This is a genomic window from Pseudomonas sp. GW458-11-26-14-LB4, from assembly GCF_059423925.1.
Genome location: NZ_JBWKYU010000028.1, coordinates 26967 through 43062 on the forward strand (window position 1 = coordinate 26967; position 16096 = coordinate 43062).

Genomic DNA, 16096 nt, shown 5'->3' on the forward strand with positions numbered 1-16096 from the left:
CTATTTTGTATCTGGAGTCTGTACATGGAAAACCTGGATGCGCTGGTCTCTCAAGCACTAGAGGCTGTGCAAAGCGCTGAAGATATCAATGCCCTGGAGCAAATCCGGGTTCAATACCTTGGCAAAAAGGGTGAATTGACTCAGGTGATGAAGACCCTGGGGAATTTGCCGGCAGAAGAGCGTCCGCAGGTCGGCGCCCTGATCAACGTTGCCAAGGAACGTGTTACAGGCGTTCTCAATGCGCGCATGGCTCTGTTTGAAGAAGCCGAACTGGCTGCCAAACTGTCTGCCGAATCGATTGACGTGACCCTGCCGGGCCGCGGTCAGACCTCCGGTGGTCTGCATCCGGTAACCCGGACTCTGGAACGTATCGAACAGTTCTTCACCCATATCGGCTACGGCATTGCCGAAGGCCCTGAGGTTGAAGACGACTATCACAACTTCGAGGCGCTCAACATCCCAGGTCACCACCCGGCCCGGTCGATGCATGACACCTTCTATTTCAACGCCAACATGTTGCTGCGCACCCATACCTCGCCGGTACAGGTCCGCACCATGGAATCGAAAAAGCCGCCGATCCGCATTGTCTGCCCAGGCCGTGTGTACCGCAGCGACTCCGATATCACCCATTCGCCGATGTTCCACCAGGTCGAAGGCCTGCTGGTCGATCGCGATATCAACTTCGCCGACCTCAAAGGCACGATCGAAGAGTTCCTGCGGGTGTTCTTCGAGAAAGAGCTGGCGGTGCGTTTCCGTCCTTCGTACTTCCCGTTCACCGAGCCTTCCGCCGAAGTCGACATGGAATGCGTGATGTGCAGCGGTAAAGGCTGCCGCGTTTGCAAACAGACTGGCTGGCTGGAAGTGATGGGCTGCGGCATGGTTCACCCGAACGTGTTGCGCATGTCCGGGATCGATCCGGAAGAGTTCTCGGGCTTTGCCTTCGGCATGGGCGTTGAGCGTCTGGCCATGCTGCGTTACGGCGTGAACGACTTGCGTCTGTTCTTCGACAACGACTTGCGGTTCCTCGCGCAATTTCGCTAGTCGTAACGAATTCTTAGGAGAGCAGGATGAAATTCAGTGAACAATGGCTGCGTGGCTGGGTCAGCCCGCAGGTAGATCGCGACGCGCTGGTTGCCCGTCTGTCGATGGCCGGTCTTGAGGTCGATAGCGTTACGCCGGCCGCCGGTGTTTTCAGTGGCGTGGTGGTGGGTGAGGTGCTGAGCACCGAGCAGCACCCCGATGCCGACAAATTGCGCGTGTGCCAGGTCAGCAATGGCGCGGAAACTTTCCAGGTCGTGTGCGGTGCGCCAAACGTGCGTCCAGGCCTGAAGATTCCGTTCGCGATGATCGGTGCCGAGCTGCCGGGCGACTTCAAGATCAAGAAGGCCAAGCTGCGCGGTGTCGAGTCCAACGGCATGCTGTGCTCGCAATCCGAGCTGCAGGTCGGTGAAGGCAATGACGGTCTGATGGAGCTGCCGGCCGATGCGCCGGTGGGCGAAGATTTCCGTGTTTATCTGGACCTGGAAGACGCCAGCATCGAAGTCGATCTGACTCCGAACCGTGGCGACTGCCTGTCCCTGGCCGGTCTGGCCCGTGAAGTCGGCGCGCTGTACGACGCTCCGGTCACTCGCCCGGTGGTGATGACCGTTCCGGCTGTGCACGATGAAGTGCGCTCGGTAGAAGTCCTGGCACCTGCTGCCTGCCCGCGTTACCTGGGCCGTGTCATCCGTAACGTTGACCTGTCCAGGCCGACGCCGCTGTGGATGGTTGAGCGTCTGCGTCGCGCCGAAGTCCGCAGCATCGACGCCGCCGTCGACATCACTAACTACGTGATGCTCGAGCTGGGCCAGCCTCTGCACGCCTTCGATCTCGCCGAAATCAATGGCGGCATCCGTGTGCGCATGGCGGAAGAGGGCGAGAAGCTCGTTCTGCTCGACGGTCAGGAAGTCAGCCTGCGCAGCGATACGCTGGTGATCGCCGACCACACTCGCGCTCTGGCGATTGCCGGCGTGATGGGTGGCGAGCACAGTGGCGTTTCCGCGACCACTCGCGACGTGTTCCTTGAAAGTGCGTTCTTCGACCAGATCGCTGTCGCGGGCAAGGCTCGTTCGTATGGTCTGCACACTGACGCTTCGCACCGCTATGAGCGCGGTGTGGACTGGCAACTGGCCCGTGAAGCCATGGAGCGCGCCACCGGCCTGCTGCTGGAAATCACCGGTGGTGAAGCCGGCCCGATCATCGAGACCGTCAGCGAGCAGCACTTGCCGTCGATCGCGCCGATCACCCTGCGCGCTCAGCGCATCACCCAGATGCTGGGCATGGAAATGGATTCGGCCGAAGTCGAGCGTCTGCTCAATGCTTTGGGTCTGAAGGTTTCCGCCGACGGAGCAGGGCAGTGGCGCGTAGAAGTGCCAAGCCATCGCTTCGACATCAGCCTGGAAGTCGATCTGATCGAAGAGCTGGCTCGTCTGTACGGTTACAACCGCCTGCCGGTTCGTTACCCGCAAGCTCGCCTGGCGCCGCAAGCCAAGGCCGAAGCGCGCAGCGATCTGCCGGAGCTGCGTCGTCTGCTGGTTGCCCGTGGCTACCAGGAAGCGATCACCTACAGCTTCATCGATCCGAAGCAGTTCGAGCTGTTCAACCCGGGCGTGGAGCCGCTGCTGTTGGCGAACCCGATCTCCAATGACATGGCCGCCATGCGTTCGTCGCTGTGGCCGGGTCTGGTCAAGGCGTTGCAGCACAACCTCAACCGTCAGCAGGATCGTGTTCGTCTGTTCGAGAGCGGTCTGCGCTTTGTCGGTCAGCTGGAAGGTCTGAAGCAAGAGCCGATGATCGCCGGTGTGGTATGCGGCAGCCGTCTGCCGGAAGGCTGGGCGCAAGGTCGCGATACCGTGGACTTCTTCGACGTCAAGGCTGACGTAGAAGCAGTGCTGGGCTTTGCCGGTGCGCTGGATCAGTTCACTTTTGCACCGGGCAAACACCCTGCGCTGCATCCGGGCCAGACCGCACGCATCGAGCGGGAAGGGCGTGAAGTCGGCTTTATCGGCGCGATTCACCCTGAACTGTCGAAGTCCCTGGGTCTCGACCGTCCGGTCTTCGTCTTCGAGCTGGTTCTGGCTGAAGTCGCTCTGGGTAAAATGCCGAAATTCCACGAGTTGTCGCGCTTTCCTGAAGTGCGTCGTGACCTGGCACTGATTGCGCACAAAGACGTTGCAGCCTCGGCTGTACTGGACGTAATTCGTGAAAATGCAGGCGAATGGCTGACAGACCTCAGGCTATTTGACGTATATCAGGGTAAAGGCATTGATCCTGATAGAAAAAGCCTCGCAGTCGGCTTGACCTGGCAGCATCCATCGCGCACTCTTAATGACGATGAGGTGAATTCGACGACGCAAAATATCCTCACCTCGCTCGAACAAAGGTTGAACGCCACGTTAAGGAAGTGACGTATGGGGGCTTTGACGAAAGCTGAGATGGCGGAACGTCTGTATGAAGAGCTGGGCCTGAACAAGCGGGAAGCCAAGGAATTGGTTGAACTGTTTTTCGAGGAAATCAGGCACGCTCTTGAAGACAACGAGCAGGTCAAATTGTCGGGTTTCGGCAATTTCGACCTTCGGGACAAACGCCAGCGGCCTGGCCGCAACCCGAAAACGGGGGAAGAAATCCCGATCACGGCTCGCCGTGTGGTCACCTTTCGTCCAGGGCAGAAGTTGAAGGCCCGAGTTGAGGCTTATGCTGGAACCAAGTCATAACGACGAACTCCCCGTCATCCCGGGCAAACGCTACTTCACCATCGGTGAAGTCAGCGAGCTGTGTGCGGTAAAACCGCACGTGCTGCGCTACTGGGAGCAGGAGTTTCCTCAGCTCAACCCCGTCAAACGCCGCGGAAACCGCCGGTATTATCAGCGCCAGGACGTGCTGATGATCCGGCAGATCCGCGCGCTCCTTTACGATCAGGGGTTTACCATCGGCGGCGCACGACTGCGTCTTTCCGGCGATGAAGCCAAAGACGACACCACCCAATACAAGCAAATGATCCGCCAGATGATCGCCGAGCTCGAAGATGTTCTGGTGGTTCTCAAGAAATAATTTCGTGCTTTTAAATACTTCCAGTTTTCAAAAGCTTGCGATATATTCTTGAGCGTTCTTCGAGATGGAGAACGAGTTTCAAACCTAGTCGGGGCGTAGCGCAGTCCGGTAGCGCACTAGCATGGGGTGCTAGGGGTCGAGTGTTCGAATCACTCCGTCCCGACCATATAATTCAATGACTTAGCCCAACTTTAGCGAGTTGGGCTTTTTCATGCGCAGGGACTTTTACAGGGGATCCAGTTTACTTCCTCATCAAAGTCCGACACTCAAGCCGATCACCTAGATCGGCTTTTTTGTGCCCGCACAAAACTACCCAGTGATTTCACTGACAGACACCCAGCGTCGTTCCTCAGCCGCGACCCGAATCGCCGTCGCCAGCCTCTCAACTTCAAATGCTTCTTCAAAATCAGTCCCGGTTTGCCCGCTCCCGGCCAACGCCATGATCAGCTCATGCACTTCCAGTGTCTTCAGCTCGTTGTAGCCCAGCTGATGCCCCGGCGCCGGGCTGAACGCGGCGTAGCCGGGCGAGTCCGGTCCGGCGAGTAAACGCTGGAAGCCACCTTCGCCGGCGCGACACAGGCGTATCTCGTTCAAGCGCTCCTGATCAAACGCCAGGGTGCCTCGGGTGCCGCTGATTTCGAAGCTCAGATGATTCTTGTAGCCATGCTTGAGCCAGCTGCTGCTGAAGGTACCCCGCGCGCCACTGGCGAAACGCAGCAAGGCATGGGCTTGATCGTCGACCGCAATGCGACGTCGTTCCTGGCTGCCGGTTGTGGTCGGGCGTTGGCCATGGACTGTCTGGGAGTCGGCGCACACCGCTTCGACATCGCCCAGCAGGTAGCGCGCCATGGCGAGCAGGTGGCTGCCCAGATCCGCCAATGCTCCACCGGCATGTTCCGGTTCGCAGCGCCACGACCAGGGGGAGGCCGGATCGGCCATGAAATCTTCGCTGAACTCACCTTGAAAGCTGATGATCTCGCCGAGTTCGCCACTCAGGATCAGCTCGCGTGCCAGGCCGATGATCGGGTTGTGCTGATAGTTGTAGCCGACCCGGGTGACGACGCCGGCATGCTTCGCCGCCACGTGCATGGCATGAGCTTGCTCAAGATTCACCGCCAGCGGCTTTTCGCAGTAAACCGGCTTACCGGCGGCGAGAGCGGCCATGGCCATCGGGTAGTGCAGGTGATTGGGAGTGGTGATGGCGATCAGGTTGACCTTGGGGTCGTGGATCAATCGCTGCCAGTCGCCATGGGCCTGATCGAAGCCCCAGGCGGTGGCGCAGGCTTGTGCGCGTGCGGGATCGGCGTCAGCCAGGCCGGCCAGGCGAAGGGTGAAGGGCAGTTCGAATGCCCCGCTGACGTTGCGAAAGGCCAGGGCGTGGGCGCGCCCCATGAAGCCCGTGCCGATCAGGCCGATTCCGAGTTCACGCATGACAGGATCCTTTGAGTTTTTGTTTTCAGAGATCCTGTTTATAGAATAAATATTCCTTGTGTTCAAATAATGGAATAAATATTTTGAATTACCACATTCGTTGAGATGACGGTGCTCCGATCAGTCCTCGAACCCGACCTGCTCGTGAATCTCGTCCACCTTCAACTCCAGTCGATAGGCCACGGCGATAAACAGCGCCTGGCAAAGGCACAAAGTCGCACTCAAGGATCGGAACGCAAACGAGCTACCTTCATTGACCAGCAGCAGGGTGTTGGCGCGCTTGGCCAGGGGCGAGAGATTGCTGTCAGTGATGATCAGGGTTTTCGCCTGATGGTGCTGGGCGATGCGCAGGCAGTGCTGGGTTTCCTTACCATACGGCGTAAAGCTGATGGCGATCACCAGGTCATTGGCGCGCACGCTGCGCATCTGCTCGCGATAGCTGCCGCCGAGGCCCGAGACCAGGTGAATGCGCTTGTTGGTGTGTTGCAGGTTGTAGACCAGATAGTCGGCCACGGCGAACGAGCGACGCACGCCGACCACGTAGATATTGTCGGCATTGACCACAAGATCCACGGCCTTTTCAAAGGCCTGGTCATCCAGTTCCTGGCCCAGGCGTTCGATGCCCGAAAGGGTGGCGTCGATGCACTCTCGGGCCAGGTCGCCGCCGCTGGCTTTCTGCGACTTGTTGGCGATCATGCTGCGAATGCGCTGCTGGTAGTTCTGTACCGGCGTGGCTTTGTGGGTATACGCCTCGCGGAACAGCGCCTGCATTTCACTGAATCCGCTGAAACCGAAACGCTGGGAAAACCGCACGATGGCCGACGGGTGCACTTCGCACTCGCGGGCGATGTCGCTGATACGGTCGACCATGATCCGGTCGCTTTGCTGGCTCATGTAACTGGCGATGCGTTTGAGCTGGCGCGGAAGGCTTTCGTATTCAGTGGTGATGAGCTGCAGCAGACGCTCGGCATTGATCGGGGGGCTGGCAAGATCGCTCTCGGGCGTGCTCTCGGCGGTAGCCGGCTGATCGGTGCTGGACATAAATAATCCTTTTGGCTTGTTCTTATAGGGACGATTACGTCTCGTCCCCTGACAATAGTTTGGCTGTGCGCAGTCTACAGGCTCGGCCCGGACAAAATCTTGGGCTTGCGCCAGCGGGATGCCTGCTGAAACGATGCACTGCGTCTGGAGCGCCCGCACTGAAGCTTATTGGAAAAAATATTCCACGTGAAAAATAATTGGAATATTTATTGATTGTTAGATCCGGCTCGTTTTAGTCTGCATCCACCAAGAGTGTCCGGCGCGGTCACCGCGTTGGGCACAGGCTGATAAAAATAACAGGAGCCAGCATGGGCCAGACTCGTTTTGCCAGTGGACGTCAATTGGATCTGATTTGCCTCGGACGCCTCGGCGTCGACCTCTATGCGCAGCAAGTCGGGGCACGGCTGGAGGATGTGAGCAGCTTCGCCAAATACCTCGGCGGCTCGTCCGCCAACATCGCGTTCGGCACCGCCCGGCTGGGGCTCAGATCGGCGATGCTGAGCCGGACCGGCGACGATCATATGGGGCGTTTCCTGATCGAGTCGCTGGCCCGTGAAGGCTGCGATGTCAGCGGCATAAAGGTCGATCCGCAGCGTCTGACCGCCATGGTGCTGCTGGGTCTCAAGGATCGGGAAACCTTTCCCCTGGTCTTCTACCGTGAGAATTGCGCCGACATGGCGCTGCGGGCCGAAGACATCAGCGAAGCCTTTATCGCCTCCAGCAAAGCCTTGCTGATCACCGGCACTCATTTCTCCACCGATGGCGTCTACAAGGCGAGCATCCAGGCGCTGGACTACGCCGAAAAGCACAACGTCAAACGGGTGCTGGACATCGACTACCGCCCGGTCCTGTGGGGACTCGCCGGCAAGGCGGACGGCGAAACCCGTTTCGTTGCCGATCAGAACGTCACTCAACATGTGCAACAAATCCTCCCGCGCTTCGACCTTGTGGTCGGGACGGAAGAAGAGTTTCTGCTGGCCGGCGGTTCCGAGGATTTGCTCACCGCCCTGCGCAATGTCCGGCGCTTGAGCGCAGCGACCTTGGTGGTCAAGCTCGGTCCGCAAGGTTGCACGGTGATCCACGGGGAGATTCCACAACGTCTTGAAGACGACGCGATTTATCCCGGCGTGCGGGTCGAGGTGCTGAACGTACTGGGCGCCGGCGATGCGTTCATGTCGGGCTTCCTCAGCGGTTGGCTGGAGGATGCCAGCGACGAGCGTTGCTGCCAGTTGGCCAATGCCTGCGGTGGTCTGGTGGTGTCGCGCCATGCCTGCGCGCCGGCGATGCCGACCCGTGCCGAACTCGATTACCTGTTCAGCAGCCCGGTACCGATTACCCGGCCGGATCAGGACGTCACCCTGCAACGCCTGCATCAGGTCAGTGTGCCGCGCAAGCAGTGGAAGCAACTGTTCATCTTTGCCTTCGACCATCGCGGACAACTGGTGGAACTGGCCCAGAAGGGTGGACGCGATCTCGGCGCCATCGGCGAACTCAAGCAACTGTTCATCAAGGCCGTGGAGCGGGTCGAAAGCGATTTGCGCGAGCAGGGCATCGAAGCCGATGTCGGGCTGCTGGCGGATCAGCGTTTCGGCCAGGACTCGCTGAACGCCGCCACCGGTCGAGGCTGGTGGGTGGCGCGGCCGGTCGAGGTGCAGGGCTCGCGGCCGCTGGCCTTCGAGCACGGGCGCTCGATCGGCAGCAACCTGATCGCCTGGCCGCAAGAACAAATCATCAAATGCCTGGTGCAATTCCACCCGGATGACGAACCGATGCTGCGGCTGGAGCAGGAAGCGCAAATCAAGGCGTTGTATCAGGCATCGCAAGTCAGCGGTCATGAACTGCTGCTGGAAATCATCCCGCCCAAGGATCACCCCTCACCGCATCCCGACGTGTTGTATCGCGCGCTCAAACGCCTCTACAACCTGGGCATCTACCCGGCGTGGTGGAAGATCGAAGCGCAAAGCGCCAAGGAATGGCAACAGCTCGACGAACTGATCCAGGCGCGCGATCCCTATTGCCGAGGCGTGGTGCTGCTGGGCCTGAATGCCCCGGCATCCGCATTGGCCGAAGGCTTCCAGCAGGCCAGTCAGAGCCAGACCTGCCGCGGGTTCGCCGTGGGCCGGACGATTTTCCAGGAACCGAGCCGCGCCTGGCTGGCCGGCGAAATCGACGACGAGACGCTGATCCGTCAGGTGCAGGGCACCTTCGTCGAGCTGATCGATGCCTGGCGTACGGCCCGGGCCTGAGCCGCGGTTGAACATTCTAGAAATAACAATAAAAGGTGCAGCCATGCCCGCTATCCGAATTGGCATCAACCCGATTTCCTGGAGCAACGACGACCTGCCGTCCCTCGGCGGTGAAACCCCGCTGAGCACCGCCCTCAGCGAAGGCAAGGCCATCGGTTATGAAGGCTTCGAACTCAACGGCAGGTTTCCCAAGGACGCCAAAGGTGTTGGCGACGTGCTGCGTCCGTATGACCTGGCGCTGGTGTCCGGCTGGTATTCCAGTCGTCTGGCGCGGCGTTCGGTGGCCGAGGAAATCGACGCGATTGCCAGCCATGTCGAGTTGCTGGCGAAGAACGGCGCGAACGTGCTGGTTTACGGTGAAGTGGCCGACTCCATTCAGGGCCAACGAATTCCGCTGGTCGAGCGCCCGCGTTTTCATACCGAACAGGCGTGGCAACAATACGCCGACAAGCTGACCGAGCTGGCGCGCTTCACCCTGTCCCAGGGCGTGCGTCTGGCGTATCACCACCATATGGGTGCCTACGTCGAATCGCCGTCGGACATCGACACCCTGATGGCGTTGACCGGTAATGAAGTCGGGCTGCTGTTCGATTCGGGCCATTGCTACATGGGCGGCGGCGAACCCTTGCAGGTGCTGCGCAAACACCTGTCGCGCATCTGCCACGTGCATTTCAAGGACGTGCGCAAACCGGTGGTACAACTGGCGCGCAACAACCTGTGGAGCTTCCCCGACTGCATCATCAACGGCACCTTCACCGTGCCAGGGGATGGTGACATCGACTTCGCCGAGTTGCTGGACGTGCTGCTGGCGGCCGATTACCACGGTTGGCTGGTGGTCGAGGCCGAGCAGGACCCGGCGGTGGCGCCGAGTTATGTCTACGCGAAAAAAGGCTTCGACACCTTGCGTGCATTGCTCGGCGAGAGGACTGCGCGATGAGCCTGCTGGTCAAAAGCAATGCCCGTGGCCGGACCATGGTCGAGCTGGCTGAAGGTGAACTGCAATACGTGGGATTCGCCGCCTATCGCTTGAGCCTGGGTGAAACCTTGCCTGTCGCAGCAGGCGACAAGGAGCTATGCCTGGTGCTGCTCAGCGGTCGGGTCGGCATCCACGGCGAAGCGCCGGGGCGGGGCGCCTTCAACTGGGACAACCTCGGTGATCGCCAGTCGGTGTTCGAAGACAAATCCCCGTTCGCCGCGTACCTGCCACCCGGCAGTCAGGCGCAGGTGGTGGCATTGAGTGATGCGCAAGTGGCGGTTTGCGCCGCTCCCGGTTCGACCACCACGGGCCTCGGCCCGCGCCTGATCAGGCCTGAAACCATGAAGCGCAGCGTGCGCGGCAAGGGTGCCAATACTCGCTATGTCTGCGACATCCTGCCGGACAGCGAGCCGGCCCATTCGCTGCTGGTGGTGGAAGTGCGTACGCCGTCGGGGCATTCCTCGAGCTACCCGCCGCACAAGCACGACACCGACGACCTGCCGCACCAGAGCTTTCTCGAAGAAACCTACTACCACCAGATTAACCCGCCCCAGGGCTTCGTGTTCCAGCGGGTCTACACCGACGACCGCAGCATCGATCAGGCCATGGCCGTGGAGAACAGCGACCTCGTGGTCGTGCCCAAGGGCTATCACCCGGTCAGCGTGCCGTATGGCTACGAGTCCTATTACTTGAACGTGATGGCCGGGCCGAAACGCGTCTGGCAGTTCCATAACGACCCGCAGCACAGCTGGCTGCTGGATCTCTGAATTCCAACTTTCGCACGGAGAACAAGAACAATGAGCGACGCCCCGGTCATAGGCCACTACATCGATGGTCAGGTGCAGGACAGCGGTAGCGAACGATTCAGCGATGTCTTCAATCCGGCCACCGGTGCCGTTCAGGCGCGAGTCGGGCTGGCCAGTCAGAAGACCGTGGACGCTGCTGTCGCTTCGGCGCTCAAGGCATTCCCGGCCTGGTCCGAGCAATCGTCCCTGCGCCGTTCGCGGGTGATGTTCAAGTTCAAGGAGTTGCTCGATCGTCATCACGACGAACTGGCCGAAATCATCAGCCGCGAACACGGCAAGGTGTTTTCCGACGCCAGGGGCGAAGTCACCCGAGGCATTGAAATCGTCGAGTACGCCTGCGGTGCGCCGAGTCTGTTGAAGACCGAGTTCAGCGACAACATCGGCGGCGGCATCGACAACTGGAACCTGCGTCAGCCACTCGGCGTCTGCGCCGGGGTCACGCCGTTCAACTTCCCGGTGATGGTGCCGCTGTGGATGATTCCGCTGGCGCTGGTCACCGGCAACTGCTTCATCCTCAAACCGTCCGAGCGCGATCCGTCCGCCAGTTTGCTGATGGCTCGCCTGTTGACCGAAGCCGGTCTGCCGGACGGCGTGTTCAATGTGGTTCAGGGCGACAAGACGGCGGTCGACGCCTTGCTGCAGCACCCGGACATCGAGGCGATTTCGTTTGTCGGATCGACGCCGATTGCCGAGTACATCCACCAGCAGGCCACCGCGCGCGGCAAGCGGGTGCAGGCGCTGGGCGGCGCGAAGAATCACATGATCGTCATGCCCGACGCGGATCTGGATCAAGCCGCGGATGCCTTGATCGGCGCCGCTTACGGATCGGCCGGTGAGCGCTGCATGGCGATTTCGATTGCGGTCGCGGTCGGCGAAGTCGGCGATCAACTGATCGCCAAACTGCTGCCGCGGATCGATCAGTTGAAAGTCGGCAACGGTCTGCAAGGCGACAACGACATGGGCCCGCTGGTCACCGCCGAACACAAGGCCAGGGTGGAGGGTTTTATCGATCAGGGCGTGGCTCAGGGTGCGCAGCTGATTGTCGACGGCCGCCACTTCAAGGTGCCGGGCGCCGAGGCGGGCTTTTTCGTCGGCGCGACGCTGTTCGATCACGTCACCACCGACATGAGCATTTATCAGCAGGAAATCTTCGGCCCGGTGCTGGGCGTCGTGCGCGTGCCGGATTTCGCCAGTGCCGTGGCGCTGATCAACGCCCACGAATTCGGCAATGGCGTGTCGTGTTTCACCAGCGATGGCGGGATCGCCCGCGCCTTCGCCCGCAGCATCAAGGTCGGGATGGTCGGCATCAACGTGCCGATTCCGGTGCCCATGGCCTGGCATTCGTTCGGTGGCTGGAAGCGCTCGCTGTTCGGCGATCACCACGCCTACGGAGAAGAAGGCATTCGTTTCTACAGTCGCTACAAAAGCGTGATGCAGCGCTGGCCCGACAGCATTGCCAAGGGCCCTGAATTCAGCATGCCGACGGCCAAATAAATCATCTGCGCGGAGAACAACAAGAATGAGTACTCCACTGCGTTTTGCCCTGAACCGAATGGTCGCTCCTCGCTTGTCCCTGCCGGCGTTCATCGAATTGGCGGTGACCCTCAAGGCCGACGCCATCGAGATCCGCAACGACCTCAAAGGCATCGAGATCGAGGACGGCACCGCGCCCGGACACGTGCGTGAGTTGTGCACGGCACATGGCATCAGCGTGCTGTCGATCAACGCGTTGTATCCGTTTGACGTGTGGAATGACGAGCGCCGCGCGCAGGCCTTGAAACTGGCGGCCTATGCCCGCGATTGCGGTGCGCGGGGGCTGGTGATGTGCCCGTTGAACGACCGCGCCGATCCGCGCAGCGTCGCCGAACGAGCGTCGGGCCTGCGCACCGCGTTGAGTGAGCTGGCGCCGATCCTGCGCGATCACGGCCTGCTGGGATACATCGAGCCGCTGGGTTTCAAAGCCTGCTCGCTGCGCCGCAAACGCACGGCGGTGGAGGCGATCAAGGCAGTCGGCGGGCTGGATGTGTTCCGTCTGGTTCACGACACCTTTCATCACCATTTGGCCGGTGAGCAGGAGTTTTTCCCTGAGCTGACCGGGCTGGTGCACATCTCCGGTGTCGAGGAAACCGAGGCGCCGCTGGCGACCCTTGGCGATGGTCACCGGGTGCTGGTGGGCGCGGACGACATTCTCGGTAACGCGGCACAAATCAACAGCCTGCTTGCTGGCGGCTACAGCGGCTACCTGTCGTTTGAACCGTTTGCAGACAGCGTCCATGGCCTGGCGGATATCCAGACGGCGATCGGCGCGAGCATGGAACACCTGAGCAAATCCCTGGGTTGACAGTGCCCCTCGCAGGGATCGGATCTGAATTTGAAAGGTGCGGTTATGACCACAACAAAACTGACCATGGCCCAGGCCCTGGTGAAATTCCTCGACAACCAGTACATCGAGGTCGATGGCGTTCAGAGCAAGTTCGTCGCCGGGATCTTTACCATTTTCGGCCACGGCAACGTGCTGGGTCTGGGGCAGGCGCTGGAGCAGGACAGCGGTGACCTGATCGTCCATCAGGGCCGCAACGAACAAGGCATGGCCCATGCGGCGATCGGTTTCGCCAAGCAGCATCTGCGGCGCAAGATCTACGCCTGTACCTCGTCCGTGGGGCCGGGCGCGGCGAACATGCTGACCGCTGCCGCGACCGCGACTGCCAACCGGATTCCCTTGCTGCTGTTGCCGGGTGATGTCTATGCCTGCCGTCAACCGGACCCGGTGTTGCAACAGATCGAGCAGTTCCACGACCTGAGCATCAGCACCAACGATGCGTTCAAGGCCGTGAGCAAATACTGGGATCGCATCAACCGTCCCGAACAATTGATGACCGCAGCAATCCACGCCATGCGTGTGCTCACGGATCCCGCCGAAACCGGCGCCGTGACCCTGGCCCTGCCGCAGGACGTGCAGGCCGAGGCCTACGACTATCCCGATTATTTCCTGCAAAAACGCGTGCATCGCATCGAGCGTCGTCCGGCCACTGAAGCGATGCTCGGCGATGCCGTGGCACTGTTCAAAGGCAAGCGCAAACCGCTGATCATCTGTGGTGGCGGCGTCAAATACTCGGGCGCCAATGCGGCGTTGCAGGCGTTTGCCGAGCGCTTCGATATTCCCTTCGCCGAAACCCAGGCCGGCAAAAGCGCGCTGGTGTCCAGCCATCCGCTGAACGTCGGCGGCATTGGCGAAACCGGTTGCCTGGCGGCAAACCTGCTGGCCAGGGAAGCGGATCTGATCATCGGGGTCGGCACCCGCTACAGCGATTTCACCACCGCGTCGAAATCCTTGTTCCAGCACCCTGACGTGCAATTTCTCAACCTCAATATCAGCCCGTGCGACGCGCTGAAACTCGACGGTGTGCAACTGTTGGCGGATGCACGGACGGGTTTGTCGACGCTGGCCGAAGCGCTGGGCGACTACCGTTCCGCTTGGGGCGATCAACCCCGTCAGGCCCGGGCGCAACTGGATGAGGAAGTGGATCGCCTGCATCAGATTGACTATCAGGCGCGGGATTTCATCCCGGAAATCAACGACCACCTCGATCCGGCGGTGTTGCGCGAATTCATCGAGCTGACCGGTTCCTGCCTGACCCAGAGCCGCGTGCTAGGCGTGCTCAATGAAACCCTCGCCGATGACGCGGTCATCGTCGCCGCCGCCGGCAGCCTGCCCGGCGACTTGCAGCGCAGCTGGCGCAGCAAAGGGGTGAACACCTATCACGTCGAATACGGATATTCGTGCATGGGCTATGAGGTGAACGCGGCGCTGGGCGTGAAGCTCGCCGAGCCTGAGCGCGAGGTTTATGCGCTGGTGGGCGACGGCTCTTACATGATGCTGCACTCGGAGCTCGCCACCTCGATCCAGGAGCGACGCAAGATCAACGTGGTGCTGTTCGACAACATGACCTTCGGTTGCATCAACAACCTGCAGATGGGCAACGGCATGGACAGCTTTGCCACCGAGTTCCGCTTCCGCAACCCGCAGAGCGGCAAGCTCGACGGTGCTTTCGTGCCGGTGGATTTCGCCATGAGCGCGGCGGCCTACGGCTGCAAGACCTACAAGGTGAACACCGTTGGAGAACTGCAGGCGGCGCTGGCCGATGCGCGCTTGCAGACGGTCTCGACCCTGATCGACATCAAGGTTCTGCCCAAGACCATGATTCACGGTTATCTGTCGTGGTGGCGGGTCGGCGTGGCGCAAGTCTCCACCAGCGCCCGCACCGACGCGGTAGCCAAAACCCTGAACGAACGACTGGCCAAGGCCCGTCAGTACTGATTGCCCTGAATCGAACAACCACAAGGAATCCTTTCATGTCATTGCTTTCCCAAGCGTTGCGGCTAGGCGTCATCGGCACCGGGGCCATCGGCCAGGACCACATCCGTCGTTGCAGCCAGACCTTGCTCAACAGCCAGGTCGTGGCGGTCACCGACATCAATCTGCAGCAGGCGGCCAAGGTCGTCGCTGACCTGAAGCTGACCGCCGAGGTTTATCCCGACGGCCATGCGCTGATCCAGGCGCCGGACGTCGAGGCGATCCTCGTCACCTCCTGGGGCCCGAGCCACGAAGAGTTCGTGCTGGCCGCGATTGCGGCGGGCAAACCGGTGTTCTGCGAGAAACCACTGGCGGTCACCGCCGAAGGCTGCCGCAAGATCGTCGAGGCCGAAGTCGCCCACGGCAAACGGCTGGTGCAGGTCGGTTTCATGCGTCCGTACGATGAAGGTTATCGCGCGTTGAAGTCGGTGATCGACAGCGGCCAGATCGGCGAACCGTTGATGCTGCATTGCGCGCACCGCAACCCGAGCGTGGGTGAAAACTACAAGACCGACATGGCGATCACCGACACGTTGATCCATGAGCTGGACGTACTGCGCTGGTTGCTCGATGACGATTACGTCTCGGTGCAGGTGGTGTTCCCGCGCAAGAGCAGCAAAGCCCTCGCGCATTTGAAAGATCCGCAGATCGTGCTGCTGGAAACCGCCAAGGGCACGCGCATCGACGTGGAAGTCTTCGTCAATTGCCAGTACGGCTACGACATCCAGTGCGAAGTGGTGGGGGAGACCGGCATCGCCAAATTGCCGGAGCCGTCCCAGGTTCAATTGCGCAGCGGGGCCAAGCTGTCCAACGCGATTCTGATGGACTGGAAGGATCGCTTCATCGCGGCCTATGACGTCGAGTTGCAGGCGTTCATCGATGGCGTGCGGGCGGGGCAGGTGGGTGGACCGTCGGCGTGGGATGGCTTCGCCGCCGCGGTTGCCGCCGATGCGTGCATCGAAGCGCAGAACAGCGGGGCGATCGTCAACGTTGCACTGCCGGACCGTCCCCATTTCTACAGCTGACGCAAATCTCTGTGGGACCGAGCTTGCTCGCGATTGCGGTCTATCAGGGCACATCAATGTGGAATGTGCCGCCGCCATCGCGGGCAAGCCCGCTCCCACAGGGTCCGCGTTTTATTCAGGGAAATACT

At 60.7% G+C, this 16096-nt stretch carries 13 protein-coding genes and 1 tRNA gene; 12 read left to right on the forward strand and 2 right to left on the reverse strand.

Annotation, left to right across the window (positions count from 1 at the left end):
* Window positions 1–24: 24 nt before the first annotated feature.
* The 5 genes from pheS (at window position 25) to AC07XZ_RS27105 (ending at window position 4255) form a co-directional block, all read left to right on the forward strand.
* Window positions 25–1041 (forward strand): phenylalanine--tRNA ligase subunit alpha, encoded by a 1017-nt coding sequence (pheS, locus tag AC07XZ_RS27085; RefSeq protein ID WP_011333387.1) that lies wholly within the window; start codon window positions 25–27, stop codon window positions 1039–1041.
* A 26-nt stretch (window positions 1042–1067) separates the two neighbouring features.
* A complete protein-coding gene (gene pheT, locus AC07XZ_RS27090) occupies window positions 1068–3446 on the forward strand; it encodes a phenylalanine--tRNA ligase subunit beta (RefSeq protein WP_085607825.1) in 2379 nt (792 codons plus the stop codon).
* 3 nt (window positions 3447–3449) lie between these two features.
* Window positions 3450–3752, forward strand: a complete 303-nt coding sequence (gene ihfA / locus AC07XZ_RS27095) for an integration host factor subunit alpha (protein ID WP_002553164.1) — start codon at window positions 3450–3452, stop codon at window positions 3750–3752.
* Window positions 3733–4089, forward strand: a complete 357-nt coding sequence (locus tag AC07XZ_RS27100) for a MerR family transcriptional regulator (protein ID WP_003179985.1) — start codon at window positions 3733–3735, stop codon at window positions 4087–4089. Before ihfA ends, AC07XZ_RS27100 begins: the two co-directional genes overlap by 20 nt.
* A gap of 89 nt (window positions 4090–4178) precedes the next feature.
* Window positions 4179–4255, forward strand: a tRNA-Pro gene (locus tag AC07XZ_RS27105).
* A gap of 143 nt (window positions 4256–4398) precedes the next feature.
* On the opposite strand, the gene AC07XZ_RS27110 is transcribed toward AC07XZ_RS27105, so the two are convergent.
* Together AC07XZ_RS27110 and AC07XZ_RS27115 are read right to left on the reverse strand one after the other, a co-directional pair.
* Window positions 4399–5520, reverse strand: a complete 1122-nt coding sequence (locus AC07XZ_RS27110) for a Gfo/Idh/MocA family protein (protein WP_102688395.1) — start codon at window positions 5518–5520, stop codon at window positions 4399–4401.
* A gap of 120 nt (window positions 5521–5640) precedes the next feature.
* Window positions 5641–6561, reverse strand: coding sequence for a MurR/RpiR family transcriptional regulator (locus tag AC07XZ_RS27115; RefSeq protein WP_085747795.1), 921 nt, complete (start codon window positions 6559–6561; stop codon window positions 5641–5643).
* Between the two features lie 308 nt (window positions 6562–6869).
* Here AC07XZ_RS27115 and AC07XZ_RS27120 point away from each other — a divergent pair, with 308 nt between their 5' ends.
* Genes AC07XZ_RS27120 through iolG form a run of 7 tightly spaced genes read left to right on the forward strand, consistent with a single transcriptional unit; the run spans window position 6870 to window position 15968 of the window.
* Window positions 6870–8807, forward strand: coding sequence for a bifunctional 5-dehydro-2-deoxygluconokinase/5-dehydro-2-deoxyphosphogluconate aldolase (locus AC07XZ_RS27120; protein ID WP_102688396.1), 1938 nt, complete (start codon window positions 6870–6872; stop codon window positions 8805–8807).
* 43 nt (window positions 8808–8850) lie between these two features.
* Window positions 8851–9744, forward strand: a complete 894-nt coding sequence (gene iolE, locus AC07XZ_RS27125; RefSeq protein ID WP_102688397.1) for a myo-inosose-2 dehydratase — start codon at window positions 8851–8853, stop codon at window positions 9742–9744.
* A complete protein-coding gene (gene iolB / locus AC07XZ_RS27130; protein WP_102688398.1) occupies window positions 9741–10550 on the forward strand; it encodes a 5-deoxy-glucuronate isomerase in 810 nt (269 codons plus the stop codon). The genes iolE and iolB overlap by 4 nt, the downstream gene beginning before the upstream one ends.
* A gap of 30 nt (window positions 10551–10580) precedes the next feature.
* Complete coding sequence (locus AC07XZ_RS27135; RefSeq protein ID WP_102688399.1) at window positions 10581–12083, forward strand: CoA-acylating methylmalonate-semialdehyde dehydrogenase; 1503 nt, start codon at window positions 10581–10583, stop codon at window positions 12081–12083.
* 25 nt (window positions 12084–12108) lie between these two features.
* On the forward strand, window positions 12109–12930 hold the full coding sequence (locus tag AC07XZ_RS27140) for a TIM barrel protein (protein WP_102688400.1): 822 nt from the start codon (window positions 12109–12111) through the stop codon (window positions 12928–12930).
* A 45-nt stretch (window positions 12931–12975) separates the two neighbouring features.
* Window positions 12976–14907 (forward strand): 3D-(3,5/4)-trihydroxycyclohexane-1,2-dione acylhydrolase (decyclizing), encoded by a 1932-nt coding sequence (gene iolD, locus AC07XZ_RS27145; RefSeq protein ID WP_102688401.1) that lies wholly within the window; start codon window positions 12976–12978, stop codon window positions 14905–14907.
* A gap of 35 nt (window positions 14908–14942) precedes the next feature.
* Entirely contained in the window at window positions 14943–15968 is a 1026-nt protein-coding gene (gene iolG, locus AC07XZ_RS27150) for a bifunctional inositol 2-dehydrogenase/D-chiro-inositol 1-dehydrogenase (protein ID WP_085747788.1), read from the forward strand.
* The last annotated feature ends 128 nt before the right edge of the window (window positions 15969–16096 follow it).